Origin of the sequence: Bacillus sp. FSL K6-1003 (genome assembly GCF_037964945.1) — a bacterium.
Taxonomy (GTDB): domain Bacteria; phylum Bacillota; class Bacilli; order Bacillales; family Bacillaceae; genus Bacillus; species Bacillus mojavensis.
Map to the genome: position 1 here is coordinate 3,141,375 of NZ_CP150176.1, position 16,578 is coordinate 3,157,952.

21 protein-coding genes and 1 riboswitch are annotated in these 16,578 nt (G+C 44.9%); of the genes, 5 read left to right on the forward strand and 16 right to left on the reverse strand.

From position 1 onward, the window contains the following. Positions 1–62: 62 nt before the first annotated feature. The 13 genes from NSU16_RS16090 to NSU16_RS16150 form a co-directional block, all read right to left on the reverse strand. Positions 63–440, reverse strand: coding sequence for a carboxymuconolactone decarboxylase family protein (locus NSU16_RS16090; protein ID WP_003222796.1), 378 nt, complete (start codon positions 438–440; stop codon positions 63–65). A gap of 84 nt (positions 441–524) precedes the next feature. Continuing rightward, a complete protein-coding gene (gene metQ, locus NSU16_RS16095; RefSeq protein WP_268471547.1) occupies positions 525–1,346 on the reverse strand; it encodes a methionine ABC transporter substrate-binding lipoprotein MetQ in 822 nt (273 codons plus the stop codon). A 13-nt stretch (positions 1,347–1,359) separates the two neighbouring features. Next, entirely contained in the window at positions 1,360–2,028 is a 669-nt protein-coding gene (gene metP / locus NSU16_RS16100) for a methionine ABC transporter permease MetP (protein ID WP_010331792.1), read from the reverse strand. Next, positions 2,021–3,046 (reverse strand): methionine ABC transporter ATP-binding protein MetN, encoded by a 1,026-nt coding sequence (gene metN / locus NSU16_RS16105; RefSeq protein ID WP_168748695.1) that lies wholly within the window; start codon positions 3,044–3,046, stop codon positions 2,021–2,023. Before metN ends, metP begins: the two co-directional genes overlap by 8 nt. Positions 3,047–3,151: 105 nt before the next feature. Then, positions 3,152–3,258, reverse strand: a riboswitch (SAM riboswitch). A gap of 114 nt (positions 3,259–3,372) precedes the next feature. Continuing rightward, positions 3,373–3,717 (reverse strand): SCP2 sterol-binding domain-containing protein, encoded by a 345-nt coding sequence (locus NSU16_RS16110; RefSeq protein ID WP_010331795.1) that lies wholly within the window; start codon positions 3,715–3,717, stop codon positions 3,373–3,375. 108 nt (positions 3,718–3,825) lie between these two features. Beyond that, on the reverse strand, positions 3,826–4,146 hold the full coding sequence (locus tag NSU16_RS16115; protein ID WP_326332072.1) for a thioredoxin family protein: 321 nt from the start codon (positions 4,144–4,146) through the stop codon (positions 3,826–3,828). 11 nt (positions 4,147–4,157) lie between these two features. After that, positions 4,158–4,511, reverse strand: coding sequence for a toprim domain-containing protein (locus tag NSU16_RS16120; RefSeq protein ID WP_010331797.1), 354 nt, complete (start codon positions 4,509–4,511; stop codon positions 4,158–4,160). Between the two features lie 77 nt (positions 4,512–4,588). Next, positions 4,589–4,825: a YusG family protein gene (locus tag NSU16_RS16125; protein ID WP_010331799.1), complete on the reverse strand. Its 237-nt coding sequence runs from the start codon at positions 4,823–4,825 to the stop codon at positions 4,589–4,591. Positions 4,826–4,880: 55 nt separating this feature from the next. Next, complete coding sequence (gene gcvH, locus NSU16_RS16130) at positions 4,881–5,264, reverse strand: glycine cleavage system protein GcvH (protein WP_010331800.1); 384 nt, start codon at positions 5,262–5,264, stop codon at positions 4,881–4,883. A gap of 66 nt (positions 5,265–5,330) precedes the next feature. Then, complete coding sequence (locus NSU16_RS16135; protein WP_101864083.1) at positions 5,331–5,687, reverse strand: arsenate reductase family protein; 357 nt, start codon at positions 5,685–5,687, stop codon at positions 5,331–5,333. A 111-nt stretch (positions 5,688–5,798) separates the two neighbouring features. Continuing rightward, positions 5,799–7,583 (reverse strand): acyl-CoA dehydrogenase FadE, encoded by a 1,785-nt coding sequence (gene fadE, locus NSU16_RS16140; RefSeq protein ID WP_010331802.1) that lies wholly within the window; start codon positions 7,581–7,583, stop codon positions 5,799–5,801. 14 nt (positions 7,584–7,597) lie between these two features. Further along, complete coding sequence (locus NSU16_RS16145) at positions 7,598–8,773, reverse strand: acetyl-CoA C-acetyltransferase (protein WP_339191492.1); 1,176 nt, start codon at positions 8,771–8,773, stop codon at positions 7,598–7,600. Positions 8,774–8,783: 10 nt separating this feature from the next. Continuing rightward, complete coding sequence (locus tag NSU16_RS16150) at positions 8,784–11,153, reverse strand: 3-hydroxyacyl-CoA dehydrogenase NAD-binding domain-containing protein (RefSeq protein ID WP_339191493.1); 2,370 nt, start codon at positions 11,151–11,153, stop codon at positions 8,784–8,786. Positions 11,154–11,328: 175 nt separating this feature from the next. Here NSU16_RS16150 and NSU16_RS16155 point away from each other — a divergent pair, with 175 nt between their 5' ends. Beyond that, a complete protein-coding gene (locus NSU16_RS16155) occupies positions 11,329–11,472 on the forward strand; it encodes a YuzL family protein (protein ID WP_010331806.1) in 144 nt (47 codons plus the stop codon). A 28-nt stretch (positions 11,473–11,500) separates the two neighbouring features. On the opposite strand, the gene NSU16_RS16160 is transcribed toward NSU16_RS16155, so the two are convergent. After that, positions 11,501–12,409 carry a proline dehydrogenase gene (locus NSU16_RS16160; RefSeq protein ID WP_339191495.1) on the reverse strand — a complete coding sequence of 303 codons (909 nt, stop codon included), beginning with the start codon at positions 12,407–12,409 and terminating at the stop codon, positions 11,501–11,503. 98 nt (positions 12,410–12,507) lie between these two features. On the opposite strand from NSU16_RS16160, the gene NSU16_RS16165 reads away from it, so the two are divergent. From NSU16_RS16165 to mdtP, 4 genes are all read left to right on the forward strand, one after another. Further along, entirely contained in the window at positions 12,508–12,753 is a 246-nt protein-coding gene (locus tag NSU16_RS16165; RefSeq protein WP_010331808.1) for a hypothetical protein, read from the forward strand. Positions 12,754–12,765: 12 nt separating this feature from the next. Then, positions 12,766–13,098, forward strand: a complete 333-nt coding sequence (locus NSU16_RS16170) for a spore coat protein (protein WP_010331809.1) — start codon at positions 12,766–12,768, stop codon at positions 13,096–13,098. 171 nt (positions 13,099–13,269) lie between these two features. Further along, complete coding sequence (locus tag NSU16_RS16175; RefSeq protein ID WP_010331810.1) at positions 13,270–13,716, forward strand: MarR family transcriptional regulator; 447 nt, start codon at positions 13,270–13,272, stop codon at positions 13,714–13,716. A 16-nt stretch (positions 13,717–13,732) separates the two neighbouring features. Next, positions 13,733–15,355, forward strand: coding sequence for a multidrug efflux MFS transporter MdtP (gene mdtP, locus NSU16_RS16180; protein ID WP_173400509.1), 1,623 nt, complete (start codon positions 13,733–13,735; stop codon positions 15,353–15,355). Between the two features lie 34 nt (positions 15,356–15,389). Here mdtP and NSU16_RS16185 read toward each other — a convergent pair whose 3' ends face one another. After that, positions 15,390–15,773: a tautomerase family protein gene (locus NSU16_RS16185; RefSeq protein WP_268448361.1), complete on the reverse strand. Its 384-nt coding sequence runs from the start codon at positions 15,771–15,773 to the stop codon at positions 15,390–15,392. A 20-nt stretch (positions 15,774–15,793) separates the two neighbouring features. Next, complete coding sequence (locus NSU16_RS16190) at positions 15,794–16,534, reverse strand: SDR family NAD(P)-dependent oxidoreductase (protein ID WP_339191497.1); 741 nt, start codon at positions 16,532–16,534, stop codon at positions 15,794–15,796. Positions 16,535–16,578: the final 44 nt, after the last annotated feature.

A 16,578-nucleotide genomic window follows, 5' to 3' on the forward strand; every position in this document is an offset into this window, starting at 1 on the left:
CGGATGAGACGAAAGGACCCTTTGAGTTAAAATGAGAATCGTTTTTCGGAATATTCCTTCTTCTAATGCGTAGTGTTTCCAAATTCCTCTATGCACTGCTGGACAACTGTCACACCTTGGCTTAGAGCAGCTCCGCCTCCGAATGCCGCTGCCACACTGACTGCTTCGAGAATGTTTTCTTCTGTCGCTCCCTCATCAAGACAGCCTTTTGTGTGATAGATCATGCAATATTCATCCTGAGCATTGATGGCGATTCCGAGGGCGATCAGCTGTTTTTCTCTTTCAGTCAGAGAATTGCCGGCAAAGCATTGTTCAGTAAACTCGTTAAACTTTCTTCCCATTAGCGGCATCTTTTGTTCAAATGTGCCTAAACCTAATTTATACTGTTTTAGCGCGTCCTGCATGCTTCCTCTGTCTTGATTCAAAGAAAATCCCTCCATCTGTTTAACATTCCTTTTTATTATGAACAGCTTTTAGGAAAATACCCGAAAAAAACCCCGGATTTCTCATCCGGGGTTTCATTCTTATTCAGAGACTGGGAGAACAGCTCCATCATATTTCTTCTCGATGAAGTCTTTAATCTTTTTAGAGTGAAGAACTTCCATCAGCGCTTTGATTTTTGCAGAATCCTCTTCGCCATCTCTTACTGCAATGATATTGGCGTAAGGGTTATCTTTTGTTGATTCCACTTCAATCGCGTCTTTTTTAGGATTTAATTTATTTTGGATCGCGTAGTTCACATTGATGAAGGCCGCGTCTCCTTCTTTGTTTTCATATGCTTTTGCCGTTAATTCAGGCGCTACTTTTTTGAACTGAAGGTGTTTCGGGTTTTTCTTAATGTCTTTCAGTGTTGCATCGACTGTCTCCACTTTGGAGTCAAGTGTAATTAATCCTGCATTCTCAAGCATTGCAAGCATACGGCCTTGTTCAGCAACGTTATTTGTCAGGATAATTGTCGCACTGTCGGGAAGCTCTTTTAATGATTTATATTTTTTAGAATAAATACCGAATGGCTCTAAGTGAATCGCACCGGCATTCACAAGTTTATAATCTTTGTTTTCTTTCATTTCTTGCTCAAGGTAAGGAATGTGCTGGAAGAAGTTTGCATCCACTTCTTTATCAGCTAAGGCTTTGTTGTACATTTTGTAATCACTAAGCACTTTCACTTTCAGTGTGTAGCCTTTTTCTTTTAACAATGGTTCAGCTTCTTTTAAAATTTCTGCATGCGGTGTTTTTGTAGCTGCAACAACAATTTCTTTCTTGCCGGATTCAGCGTTATTAGAACCGCAGGCAGCCATAACTCCTGCAAATACAAGTAGTAATGCACCCAAAAATAGCTTTTTCAAAGTAAATCCTCCCTTATCGTTTATCTATTATATTTGTTATGACATCACCGATCATTTGAATAATGAAAACGATAATTAAAATAAATACAGTAGCAACGAAGGTAACATCAGTATTATTAGACTGATATCCTTCTACATATGCAAGGTTTCCAAGTCCTCCTGAACCGATGGCGCCCGCAATGGCTGTTGAGCCGATCAAAGCAATGGCCGTAACCGTGATCCCAGAAATAAGGGCCGGCATGGATTCCGGGAGCAGCACTTTGAAAATAATAGTTGATGTCTTGGCTCCCATTGATTTCGCAGCTTCGATGACACCCTTATCTACCTCACGCAGCGCAATTTCAGCGAGCCGCGCGTAAAACGGGGCTGAGCCGATGACTAACGCCGGCAGTGCCGCGTTCGGCCCTAAGATGGTGCCGACTAAAAACTTCGTAAAACCTAGTAATAAAATAATTAAAATGAGGAACGGAATAGACCTAAATACATTGACAATAGCCGCAATTACAGTGTTGACTGCTTTGTTCTGCCAGAGGCTCCCTTTGCTTGTGAGAAAGAGCAGCAGGCCGAGGATCACCCCGATGACAAAGGCAAAAACCAAGGAGATCAGCGTCATATAAAGCGTTTCGTATGTCGCGTTCCATAATTCAGTTACATCAACGTTCGGGAAGTATTTTTCAAACATTCGTGATCACCTCTGCTTTCACCTGTTTGTCATTAATAAACCGGATCACGTTTTGCACTTCTTCCTCGTCACCGTCAATATGGATAAACAATGAACCGTATGCCCCGTCCTTCGTCTGCGAGATTTTCCCCTGCAGAATATTGACGCTGACATTGAAGTTTCTGATCATCTCTGTAATCAGAGGCTGTTCAGCTGAATCACCGACAAATGTGAGCTGAACCGTTGTTCCTGACGCTTTTTCGTCAAGAAGATGCTGAAGTGTTTCTTTTGTTTCTTCAGGCTCAGTCACCTGCTGAACAAACCGTTTTGTCATGTCTTCCTTTGGATTCTTGAAGACATCGAGAACTTCTCCTTCTTCAACAACCTTTCCGTTTTCCATAACAGCGACTCTGTTGCAGATTTTGCGGATGACGTGCATTTCGTGTGTGATCAGCACAATCGTCAAACCGAGTCTTTCATTAATATCGGACAAAAGATCCAAGATTGAATCGGTTGTTTGCGGATCTAAAGCTGATGTCGCTTCATCACAAAGGAGAACCTTCGGATTGTTTGCGAGCGCTCTGGCGATTCCGACCCTCTGCTTTTGTCCGCCGCTCAGCTGAGACGGGTAAGATTTCTCTTTTCCTTCTAAACCTACCAGTTTAATCAGTTCATTGGCACGCTTGATCCGCTCGCTTTTTTTCACCCCGGCAATTTCTAAAGGAAACATGATGTTATCTCTGACAGTTCGCGACCAGAGCAAATTGAAGTGCTGGAAAATCATACTGATGTCATGGCGCGCTTTTCTTAAATTGCGTCCGTTTACTTCATTAATCTTCGTTCCCGCCACTTCCACGATTCCTGAGCTTGGTTTCTCAAGTCCGTTCAGCAGACGGATTAAGGAACTTTTACCAGCTCCGCTATATCCTATAATTCCAAAAATCTCACCTTTTTTAATGGAAAGCGAGACATTTTGGACAGCATTGACATCTCCATGTTTCGACTTATACACTTTTGAAACATCCTGAAGATTGATCAAAGCGATCACCTGCCTTAACACTATTCTAAGAAATCTTCCGGTTTTTTCTGCAAAAGAAAAGCCTTTCTGCACACTTGAGCAGAAAGGCTTATATAAAACGCCTTTCTCTCATCTTTCAAAGCTTAACGCTTCGTGTGAATTGGCACCATTTCAACAATGTTGATGGTTGCCGGGCTTCATAGGGCACTTCCCTCCACCTCTCTTGATAAGAGAAATATATAGTCTTTTTCGTCCGGAAATTCTTAATGTAGAATAGCATGGCGAATCATAAAATGTCAATAAAATAAATGATGTAAACTTTTACTATTATAATAATTTGCTATTTTTTAATTCTTTAGAATCCTCTGAAAAAAACCGTTTGTCAGCCAAAGAATGGCTTCCAGCTTTAACAGCGCTCTGAATGAACCCTTTACCTTTAGGCTTCCGCTCTGGATCAGGTGCTGAAGGGAAATGTCTCCATGCAAAAGATGAATGATTTCTGTTTGGTTTCCATAAAAGGTCAGGTTGGACGTTTGGGGCGGAGAAATTTTTGTCATTTCTCCCTGTTCGTTTATTGAGACGGTTAAGGCTTCTGTTTCTCCTTGGAAGGTAATGAGCAATGTCGAAGCGTTCAAAAGGGGTTTTAAAAACAAATGCTGTAAATCATCTTCTAAAACTTCCGCTTTCTCCATTTGTACAACCTCCTAGTTTGTTGGTCATACATACACATTTCTCTCTTCAGCGCAAGAACCCCTTTATAAAACGAACGACAAATTCATTGGAATGCGCCGAGAAAAATGTCATAAATGAGATGCAGAAGATGATTTTTGTTTGATCAGCTCATATAAATAAGAAACGGAATGAAACGCATACCCTCTTTCAATTACTTTTCCGTCCTTAAACAGCAGAAAACAAGGGACGCTTTCAATTTGATATGCTTTAGCAAACACCGGAGAATAATTGAGATTATTTTTATAGAAGGCGACAGACGGGAGCATGTCTTCGACGACCGTCAGCATTTTGCTTGCCAGCTGGCAGGTACCGCAAAACGGAGTATATAAATATAGGAGATACACATCATCAGTAATGTGTTCAAGCTCTTGTTCTTGGAGTTCTTTCACGCTATAACACCTCAGGTCTTTCTTTCAAGAAAATTCGTATGGACATTCAGATTCGCGCTCAGTAATACAGATGCTATATGGTGTCTGGGCGCCGCCTCCACTTCCTTATAGGCTCTGTCGATATATAAATGGTAGGCTTCATTAAATTCCCTTTTCAGCTGTTTTCTCAATTTCTCGCCTGATTCATCGGCATCAACCAAAATATAGACGTCCTTCTCGTAAAGCTCGTCTGCCAATTCTTCCAGCTTCAGCTGGCTGATTGTTCCGTTTGTACAGATAATGCGCACTGGCTCATTCAGGACGCTTTCGATCTTTTCTTTATCTGATTTCCCTTCAACAATCATGACTTTTTCCAGTTCGTCCATGTTCATATGCTTCACCTGCCGCGTCAAATTTGAAACGTTCAGATTGTAAAAGAAGGCAGTGAAATTCACCGCCAACATCAACACCAGCCGCTTTCGTAGTCACAATCAACATATTTCTGATCGTCTCCTGAAACCACGTCGGCTGTTTTATAAAATTTTTCATTTTCATAGGTAAAGCCGGACTTTAGCTCATATTCATTCATGCCTGTCATTTGGCCGATCATCTCATCTTCATGATATAACGAGAGCCGGCCATTTTGAAAGCGGCCTGTCACATCATTGGTGACATCGAGCTTTTGTTTGCTGAAAGCCATATTGGACACCTCCCATAGCGTTAGCGTATCCAATTGCCTGCTCAGCTATCCAGTTTTAGTCTTGTTGTGTCATCTCTTCGTATTGCTCTGCTGTCATTAGTTTTTCAATTTCAGACGCGTCAGACGGTTCAACGACGATCATCCATGCTTTTTCATACGGAGATTCGTTGACGAATTCCGGGCTGTCATCAAGATCCTCGTTTACTTCCACTACAGTTCCGTTAATCGGTGCGTAAAGCTCAGATACCGTTTTTACGGATTCTACACTTCCGAAAGGCTCGTCCGCTTTGATTTCAGCGCCGACTTCAGGAAGCTCAACAAACACGATGTCACCGAGCTCGGACTGGGCAAAATGGGTAATGCCGATTTTGGCTTTTTCTCCTTCAACTTTTACCCACTCGTGTTCTTCTGAGTAACGCAAATCTTTAGGTATGCTCAATTGAATCCCTCCATTTTTTACAGCACTATAATAAGAAGATACCACACTTTTCAAAAAAAATTTACATTATGACCAGTTTTCTTCAAATTGATCTTCTTTAAAGCCGACTGTCACTTTTTCGCCGTCTGTTGTGAGTGGGCGCTTAATCAGCATTCCGTCTGAAGCCAGCAGTTCAAGCTGTTCGTCCTCTGACATGTGATACAGCTTTTCTTTCAGATTCAGTTCACGGTATTTCATGCCGCTTGTGTTGAAGAATTTCTTTACATCCAGCCCGCTTTTTTCATAAAGCGATTTTAGCTCCTCTTTGCTTGGAGGCTGCTCTGCAATATGTATTTCGTTGATTTCTTTTCCATGCTCTTCAAGCCATTTTTTCGCTTTGCGGCACGTTCCGCATTTAGGGTACCAGTAAAAAGTTAACGACATCTTCTTCCCCCTCAATAAAATAATCGAGGTTATTTTAACACAGTTTGTTTTAAAAACCTAAAACAGTGCTTCATAAAAAAAGAGCTCCGGATGTGCGGAGCTCCTTGGGACTCAGACAATATATTTTTCAGCCTCGAACACACCCGCTGCCGCTTCACGTTTTTTCCGAATGACATTTTTAGGCGTCACGCGTGTCAGCTTGCGGAGGGCCGAGAGCATCATACGGAGAGAATCTCCTTCTTCCATTGCAAGTAAAGATTCTTTCGCATGGGCTTCAATTTCATTGAAGGCTTCTTGAACGAAAATTTCTGTGTACAGCAGCTTTTGCGCTGCTTTATCGCTTCCTTGCGCGGCAATCGCCTTTTCCGTTCTGAGCACCGCTGATTCCATTGCATATACATTGCTGACAATATCAGCAACGTTTACAAGGATTTCTTGTTCGCGATCGATCGCTTTTCCGTATTTTTGCGCAGCTAGACCCGCGGCGAACAGGGCGATTTTTTTGGCTTGCTTGACGATATATTTCTCTTGCTCTAATACGCCGGTGCCGGGCTCCTCAGGCATGAGCATCATGAGTTCTTCTTGAAGCGCCTGTGCTTTTTCAAAAAGAGGCAGCTCGCCTTTCATTGCTTTCTTCAGGAAGGTGCTTGGCACGATTAACCGGTTAATTTCATTGGTTCCTTCGAAAATCCGGTTGATCCTGGAATCCCGATAGGCTCTTTCCACTTCATACTCCTGCATAAATCCGTAGCCGCCGTGAATTTGCACACCTTCATCAACAATATAATCAAGCGTTTCAGAGCCAAACACTTTGTTGAGAGAGCATTCTATGGCGTATTCGGCAATGGACTTTGCTATTTGCCTTCCATCCTTTTGGTCTTCAGCTGTGAACTGGCTCATATTGTCTTCAAACAGCCCGACGGTTCTGTACACGGAGCTTTCCATTGCGTACAGCCTTGATGCCATCGTCGCAATTTTTTCCTGTGTCAGCGAAAAGCCTGCGATCGGCGTTTTAAATTGGCGGCGCTGGTTTGCGTAAGCGGCGGACAGCTCGATCACCCGTTTTGACGCGCCGATCGTTCCTACTGCCAGCTTGTAGCGGCCGATATTTAAAATATTAAAGGCGATAACATGCCCTTTGCCGATTTCTCCAAGAAGGTTTTCCTTCGGCACCTCAGCCTGATCTAAAATGAGAGTTCTCGTCGATGAACCTTTAATTCCCATTTTCTTTTCTTCAGGTCCGGTTGATACGCCAGGAAAATCTTTTTCTACAATAAAAGCAGAGAACTTTTCGCCATCCACTTTTGCGTAAACCACAAAGACATCGGCAAAGGCTGAGTTGGTAATCCACTGTTTTTCCCCGGTTAATACGTAATGTGTTCCTGCTTCATTCAGCACCGCGGTCGTTTTTGCGCCTAACGCATCAGATCCGGAACCTGGCTCAGTCAGTGCGTACGCAGCGATTTTTTCCCCTGAAGCCAAATCAGGGAGATATTTTTTCTTTTGTTCTTCCGTTCCAAAGAAGACGATCGGCAAGGAACCGATACCGACATGCGCACCGTAAGAAAGTGAAAAGCTTCCCGCCCGCGAAAATTTTTCAGTGATCAGCGCCGAGCTGATTTTATCAAGGCCCAGCCCGCCGTATTCCTCGGGAACATCGGCACCTAGAAGGCCGAGTTCTCCCGCTTTCTTTAAAAGCCGGACGGAATGTTCAAATTGATGGTTCTCAATTTCATCTATATGCGGCAGAACGTCTTGTTCAATGTAATCCTCCGTTGTTTTCGCAATCATTTTATGCTCGTCGGTGAAATCCTCCGGTGTATACATCTGATCATATGTGACTTCCTCTATTAAGAAGCCGCCGCCTTTTTGTACTTCAGCCGTTTTTCTCGTCATTTGTTTTTCCCCCTTTAGCATAGTTCAAATACGCCGGCTGCTCCCATCCCGCCGCCGATACACATTGTGACGACTCCAAATTGCTCGTTTCTCCGTTTCATTTCGTGAATCAGTGAGAGTGTAAGCTTTGTGCCCGTACATCCAAGCGGGTGCCCGAGTGCGATAGCGCCTCCATTGACATTCACTTTCTCCTCATCAATCCCCAGCTCCCTGATGACTTGGATGGCTTGTGATGCAAACGCTTCGTTCAATTCGAACAGCCCAATGTCCTGCAGTTGAAGCCCGGCAAGCTTCAGTGCACGCGGAATGGCTTCGACGGGTCCGATGCCCATGACTTCCGGCGGCACCCCGCCAACGGCAAAGGAACGGAATTTGACAAGCGGCGCAAAACCAAGCGCATCCGCTTTTTCGCGATCCATCAGCATGACAGCCGCCGCCCCGTCACTAGTTTGCGAGGAATTTCCGGCAGTGACTGTTCCGTCAACGGAAAAGGCCGGGCGCAATGTGGCTAAAATATCTGCTGTCGTTTGCGGGCGTACACCTTCATCCTGAGAAAAAACAGTATGTTTTTCCTGAGGCTTATGGTTTTCGCCGATTTCTGTCACTCTGACTTCGACTGGGACAATTTCATCTTTAAATTTCCCCTCTGCAAGAGCTTTGGCAGCTTTCTGGTGACTGCGCACTGCAAAAGCATCCTGATCTTCACGGGAAACGCCGTATTTTTTCGCAACCTGTTCTGCTGTGTGTCCCATGCTCATGTAATACTCCGGCGCTTTTTCGGCCAATGTGAGGTTCGGACGGGTCACATGCCCCATCATCGGAACCTGTGACATGGATTCTGCTCCGCCTGCAATGGCTGTATCATAAGCGCCAAGCATTATTTTTTCTGCCGCATATGCGATGGACTGAAGACCTGAGGAACAGTAGCGGTTGACTGTAATCGCCGGCACCGTATATGGCAGACCCGCAAGCGCGCCGATATTTCTGGCCATATTGAGCCCCTGTTCCGCTTCAGGTGTCGCACAGCCTATAATTAAATCGTCAATATTGCCCTCGTAACCGCCTGCTCGTTTCAGCGTTTCTTTCACGCAAATGGCTCCCAAATCATCCGGGCGAACGGTGGCCAATGATCCTTTTTTCGCTTTCCCAACCGGTGTTCTTGCTCCTGCCACAATGACTGCCTCTTTCATAAACTCCCTCCTAGTTCCGTAAAGGTTTGCCTTTCACCAGCATATGCTGCATTCTCGCCTGAGATTTCGCCTCGCCTGCCAGACTTAAAAACGCTTCTCTCTCAATTTCTAATAAATACTCTTCATCCACCTCTGTACCGAACGGCACTTTTCCGCCGGCAATCACAAAAGCGAGTTTTTTTGCAATTTTCATATCATGCTCAGATAGGTAGCCGGACAGCCTCATTTGCTCTGCACCGAGCAGAAGCGCGGCATAGCCTGTTTCCCCCGCCACCTTGACCTTTTCTTTTACAGGCGGCCGCCAGCCGGTATCGTATAAAGAGGCGGCTAGCTGCTTTGCATCGTACAGGAGGTGATCCTGGTTAGTGCTGATACGGTCAGCCTCTTTTAAAATATTCAGTTCCCGTGCCTCTTGGGCGGAAGTTGACACCTTAGCCATTGCAATCGTTTCAAAAGTTTTTATGGCCGCATTCATCGGATCAAGACCGCGGCGAAGATGATTGATGTACAGTTCTTTATTGCCCCCTCCGCCAGGGATAAGGCCGACTCCTGATTCTACAAGTCCCATATAGGCTTCGCTTGCCGCTTGTATCCGTGCAGCAGGGAGACACACTTCCGTCCCTCCGCCGAGCGTCATGCCGAATGGAGCGGCAACAACAGGTTTCGTGCTGTATTTGATGTTCATCATTGTCTCTTGAAAACGCCGTATCACCAAATCAACTTCCATAAAGTTGTCATCCTGCACTTCCATTAAGACCATGGCAAGATTGGCGCCTACGCAGAAATTTTTTCCTTGATTGCCGATGACAAGCCCTTTGTAATTCCGCTCTGTTTCTTCCAATGCTTTGTTGATCATTTGAATGATGTCGAGCCCGATGGCATTGCTTTTCGAGTGAAATTCCAGAAGCGCTACATCGTCACCAAGATCGATCAAGCTCGCTCCGCTGTTTTTCGCAATGACGCCGTTTGTTTCTTTAACTGACTGTAAATGGATGCGTTTCTTGTTTTCTTTTACGGCTCTGTATTCGCCGCTTTCGTAATAAAGCACTGTTCCGTTTTCTCTGATGTAAAAGGTTTCATTCCCTTTGTCCAGCATATCTTTTATCCAGCCAGGAATCTCCGCTCCAAGCTGTTCAAGCTTTTCCGCCGACTGTCTGAGACCGATTGCGTCCCAGATTTCGAATGGCCCCAGTTCCCAGCCGAATCCCCATTTCATAGCTTGGTCAATTGCATGAATATCGTCTGCGATTTCTCCGAGCAGCTGGGCTGAGTAAAGCAGCGTTTGCGACGTAATATTCCACAGCAGCCGGCCAGCCCTATCTTCCGAATAAATAAGCGCTTTCATTTTGGCTTTTGTCCCTTTAGCCTGTTTTGCCGCTTCAAGAGCCGGCGTTTTCATCTTTGTCCGTTCTCCGTAAGTAAGCGTCATCGGGTCAAGCTCATAAATCGTTTTTCCTTCTTTTTTATAAAAGCCTTGACCGGATTTGCTTCCGATCCAGCCGTTTTGCAGCATGTCATTCATGAAGTCAGGCAGGCGAAATGCTTCTTTTTCGTCTCCCTCTGCTTTGTCATACACGTTACGGGCGACGTGGGCAAAAGTATCGAGGCCGACAACATCCAGCGTTCTGAAGGTTGCGCTTTTCGGTCTTCCGATCAGCGGGCCTGTGATGGAATCGACTTCTCCGACCTGATAGCCTCCTTTCAGCATTTCTTGAACTGTAATGAGAAGTCCGTACGTCCCGATTCGGTTTGCGATAAAATTTGGTGTGTCCTTTGCTGTGACCACACCTTTGCCGAGGACATTTTCACCGAAGGATGTCATAAACGCCAGGATGTCAGGATCAGTTTCCTTAATCGGAATGATCTCCAGCAGCTTTAAATATCGCGCCGGGTTAAAAAAATGCGTTCCGAGAAAATGAGCTTTAAAATCATCAGACCTGCCTTCAGCCATCGCCTGCACTGAGATGCCGGACGTGTTGCTCGAGACGATGCTGCCCGGTTTCCGATGCTCATCCACGAGAGAGAAAATCTTCTTTTTGACCTCAAGATTTTCGACAACGACCTCAATAATCCAATCAGCTTCCTTCAGCTTCTCGACATCATCTTCTAGATTGCCGGGAGTAATATAAGCGGTGTTTTGTGCTGACGTAAGAGGGGCGGGTTTTTGTTTCAGCAGCTTTTTCACCGCAGATCTGCTCAGCCTGCTGCGCACCTCTGGACTTTCCTTGGTCAGCCCCTTTTTCTCCTCTTCCTTCGTTAAATCGTTCGGCACAATATCAAGCAGCAGGACCGGAATTCCGATGTTAGCCAAATGCGCAGCAATACCGGAACCCATAACCCCCGATCCTAAAACGGCTGCTTTTTGAATGTGTTTGTGCATGAGACATCCCCCTTGAGCGTTGAATGAATAATCATTCATTTTTTGGTCAAAAAAAATGGAAACCCGTTTCTTCTTTCATCATAAAAGATTTTTGTTTCGACTTCAATAGCTAATTTGTTATTTTTTTGTATGAAGCAGATAGAAGACGGGAAACTTAAACCCGGAGGTGAAGGGAATGGTGAGAGAGAAAAAGAACCCGTCTTCAGCAGCAGTAAGCGCGGCGAGCGTAAAAGGAGATGCCGGTCCGACACAGCATTACGGCGGCGGAAAACGGACAAGCCAAAATCAGCAGTATAAGAAACATAACATGGAACAATAACAATGCAGCCCGCGTCCCGCGGCTGCTTTCACTTTTTGAAAATCCCTTTTAACACAAAAGCCGCATTAGCGGGTCTTTCGGCGATTCTTCTCATAAAGTAACTAAACCAATCGGTTCCATACGGGACATATACACGCATCTTGTACCCTTCCTTCACGAGTTCCTTCTGCCGCTCCGGCCTGATGCCATAAAGCATTTGAAACTCAAATTGGGACAACGGGATATGATGCTCGGCAACGAGTTTCTTCGTAAACGCAATGATGTCATCATCGTGTGTAGCGACGGCAGTATAGTTCCCGCTCAGCAGCTGCAGTTTAATCAAGCTCTGGAAGTGAAGGTCTGTTCCTTTTTTATCAGGGAACGCAACAGCCGCAGATTCCTTGTAAGCGCCTTTGACGAGTCTGAGATTCGGCTTCAGATCGTGCAGCTTACGGATATCTTCTGCCGCCCGGTAAAGATACGCCTGTATCACCGTACCCAGCATGTCAAATTCCTGCTTGCACTGCCTGTAGATGGCAAGTGTCTGTTCATAATGTGAGTAGTCCTCCATATCGATCGTCACAGCCACGCCATTTTCCTTCGCAGCAGATAAAATGTCACGCAAATGTGAAACCGCCAGCTCTTCTGAAATATCGAGCCCCAATGACGTCAGCTTAAGGGAAAGCTCGGAATCTAACCGATGTTCGGCAATCGCTTGAATGGCCTTCTTGCATTCTGCCGCGACTCGACTTGCTTCTTTTTGTGTAGCCGCATACTCGCCTAAATAATCAATGGTTGTGCACAAACCGGATCGATTCAGCTTTTTAATGGTCCGAACTGCCGATTCAATCGTGTCCCCCGCGACAAATCTCCGCGCCCCCAGCCGTGATCCGTATGCTTTGGCAAGTTTGGTGAGCGTTTTATTTTGAGATAAGAATAAAAACATATGTCTCAACATCCAATTCCTCCTGACGATACAGCCTTCTTCAAAACACCTGTATATAACTCCCATACTGAAGGAAACATAAAATGAATAGAACGCAAAGGAGGATTACAATGAACAATCAGCAGCAATCTCAAATGCCGCCCTCTGTCATTTCAACAAAGGATCATTTGTATCTGAATGACATGCTGAACTGGAATCTGCTCGCGATGAAAAAAGCGCATTTTATGGCGCAGCAGTGCCAGGATCAAACATTAAAACAAGAACTAGACCGCGTCGGACATATGCATCACGATCACTATCAAAGAATTTTAAAGCACCTGCAGCCAGGCCAGCAGCAGTCCGGCTACATCCAATAAGGAGGCGCCAAAATGAATCAGCAAAATCAGAAAATCAGCAACCCGCAAACACCTGTGCCGACTACCTCAGAAATGAATGACAGAGATTTCGTCAATGAGCTTTTGACAACAGAAAAATACATGACCACTGCGTATTGCACTGCTCTGCACGAGTTCAGCCATGAATCTCTCTATCAGGATATTCAAACCATTTTTGATGAGTCACAAAAAGCGCAAAGAAAACTGTATGATCTCATGTTCCAATATGGGTGGTATGCTGTTGAAGCAGAGGACGCCCAAAAGCTGCAGCAATCCTATCAAAAGTTCCAGCAGACCATTCAGCAGCAGTCTCCTTATCAGCAATAAAGTTTATCAATCAGATCAGCAAAAGGGTACGATGTGCTTTACTGGCATCTATCCTTTTTTTGTGTGTAAAATCAGTTGACTTTTTATTAACACTTATTTATATTTAATAAGCATTAACTATTTTAATGCATTAAATATAAACAATAGTTATATTAAAGAGGAGAAATGAAGATGAAGAGTGCGGATCAGTTAATGTCTGATATTCAATTATCGCTTCAGACGCTCTTTCAAAAGATACAGCCTGAAATGCTGGATAGCATGGAGAAACAGGGGGTTACCCCCGCGCAGCTGTTTGTGCTCGCGAGCTTAAAAAAGAATGGCAGCCTTAAAATTTCTGAAATTGCCGAACGGATGGAGGTCAAGCCAAGCGCGGTTACGTTAATGGCAGACCGCCTTGAACAAAAAAATCTGATCGTCAGAAAACACAATACACAAGACAGGCGAGTCATTAATATCAGCCTTACCGATGAAGGAGACAGAAAGTTCGAGGACGTTTTGGCGGGCAGAAAAGCCATAATGGCACGATACCTTTCCTACCTGACAGATGAAGAAATGATGCAGGCAGCACATATTACGAAAAAGCTGGCACAAGCTGCTGCCGAAACCAATGAAAAGTAAATTAGGAAAAGAGGAAATGGATGAAATGAGTAATGAAGGAAAACAATCAAAACGGACTTTATTAATAACCGGCTTAATCATTGCCATGTTTTTCTCAGCCCTTGACGGCACCATTGTCGGAACTGCCATGCCGAAAATCGTCGGAGATCTTGGCGGTCTAAGCATGATGACCTGGCTGACTACAGCGTATTTGTTAACATCAACAACGGTCGTGCCGATCGCCGGTAAATTAGCCGACTTATTGGGGCGCCGGATCGTCTATGTATCAGGTTTGCTTATTTTTATGGCTGCTTCAGCTCTGTGCGGAATGGCCAACAATATGACAGAATTAATTATTTTCCGCGGTTTGCAGGGAATTGGCGGAGGTATTATGATGCCAATGGCCATGATTGTCATTGGTGACTTATTTACAGGAAAACAGCGTGCCAAATTCCAAGGGGTCTTTGGTGCCATTTACGGACTTGCTTCTGTTATCGGTCCGCAAATCGGCGGCTGGATCGTTGATTCATTAAACTGGAAATGGGTTTTCTATATTAACCTTCCTGTTGGGATTATCGCCGTTATTTTTATCGCCAGAGGATTGCAGGGCCGTAAGCAGACTGGTCCGATCAACTTTGATATCGCCGGGATTTTCACAATGATTGTCGGGGTTGTCAGCCTTCTTCTTGCCCTAAGCTTCGGCGGAAAAGATTACGCATGGGGCTCATGGCAGATTCTCGGCTTGTTCGCTCTCGCATTGATCGGTATTGTGAGTTTTATTATTGTTGAGTCGAAAGCGAAAGAACCGATCCTTCCTATGTATCTATTTAAAAATAGAACATTTACGTTTTTGAACCTGATCGGCTTTTTTATGAGTATCGGAATGTTTGGCGCAATTACGTTTGTTCCTTTCTTTATGCAGGGAATTGTCGGTGTAAGCGCGTCTGAATCAGGGACGATTATGACACCAATGATGATCTCAATGATTATCACAAGCATTATCGGCGGCCAGCTTGTTTACAAAATAGGTATTAAACCGCAAATCATAACAGGCATGCTGATTATGGCTGGCGGATTCCTTCTGTTAACCACATTGGACCTAGATACGAGCAAACTTATCGCAACATCCTATATGGCCATTATTGGTCTTGGAATGGGGCTTGTTATGCCGATTCTGACGCTGGCTTTACAGGAAAGCTTTTCGAAAGAGGAGCTTGGGGTCGTCACCTCTTCCAGCCAATTCTTCCGTTCTATCGGGGGCACATTCGGTATTACCATGCTGGGCGCTATAATGAACGCCCGATCCGGAAGCTTGCTGACTGATAAACTGGTTCCATATTTAGACTCGCTTCCGGCACAGGCAAACGCCTTTGCTTCTCAATTAAAGGGCATGATTGACACAAATCCGCAAGGGCTGCTGCAATCACTGTTCAGCCCGGACGCAATCAAACAAATTCCTGCGGCTTTCTCATCCCATGTCGTGCCGATTTTAAAAACATCATTAATGGATTCACTCCACAGTGTTTTTTATGCAGGCCTCATCTTTATCGCAGTCGGAGCTGTATTTACCTTATTCTTAAGACCTATTAAGCTTTCGAATAAGAACACGGATGAACAAAAGGAAAAAGCGGCTCAAGCCGTTGAATCCCCTTCTCATTAATAGAGCAACCCGCGGACATAACCGCGGGGCTTTTTTATTCGATCATCTGAGCCCTTCCATCCCCAAAGGACCAATCTTCATCCTGATTTCCAGCCAGTATGATAAACACATCTTCTTTTCTTACACCGAGCTCCGAATGAATCCGGCTTGCCACTGAATGGTAAAACGATTTCTTCTGCTCTGTTGTTCTTGAATCTTTCAATGTAAAATGGATATAAATCAGTTCATCTGTGCGCTCTACTTGTAAATAACACGGATCATAAAAAAATTCGCTTTTTTGGTATTGCCGGATCACTTGAAAGTAATCATCAGCCGGCACATTGATTTCCTCGATCATAGACTGGTGAATGGCTCTGCTTAGTGTTTGAAGCCATTCTTTGCTTCTCCCCGCTCGTAAATGAATCTGTACAAATGGCATCTCTCAAGCCGCTCCTTTCTTTACATCGTCTGGCCGCTGTCAATCGTGATGATTTGTCCTGTCAGGGATTCCTGTTCAAGCACGGAACAAATCAGCTGTGCCACATCACCCGCTTCAGCAATTCGCTGTAACAGCAAAGTACCGCTCATGTTTTTCATTTTTTCTTCACGCCCTGCCCACCATCTTGTCGCAACAGCTCCGGGTGCGACACCGCACACTCTGATTTCTGGCGCCAAAGCGTGTGCCAATGATTTTGTCAGGCCGTGCACCGCTGCTTTTGACACAGCGTATGGCATAGAAGAGCCCGCCCCGGTTGCCCCAGCGATACTGCCAATATTAACGATTGCCCCAGCCTTGCTTTTTTTCATGAAAGGAGCCGCTGCTCTCGCGCAAAAAAACATTCCTTTGACATTGACCGCATATAACTTGTCCCATACGTCCTCTGTCGCGGCATCAAGATCATCCATTGGAATATGCTGTGTAATGCTAGCATTGTTGATTAAAACGTCAATCGTGCCGTATTGCTTTCCTATTGATTGAACCATGTCCTGCACGTCACTGTTTTGGGACACATCGGCTTGGATAGCAACGGCCTGCCCGCCCTCTCTTTTGATGATGTCTGCTGTTTCCTCAGCCTCAGCACGCGAGCGTGAATAATTCACCGCAACAATCGCTCCCCGTTTCGCTAATTCAATGCATGCTGCTCTTCCTATTCCCGTGCCGCCCCCAGTGACGAGAGCTATTTTGTTCTTAAGATCCATTGCCGCCACTCCTTGTTGTTTGTATATATTTTGAAATCTAAACT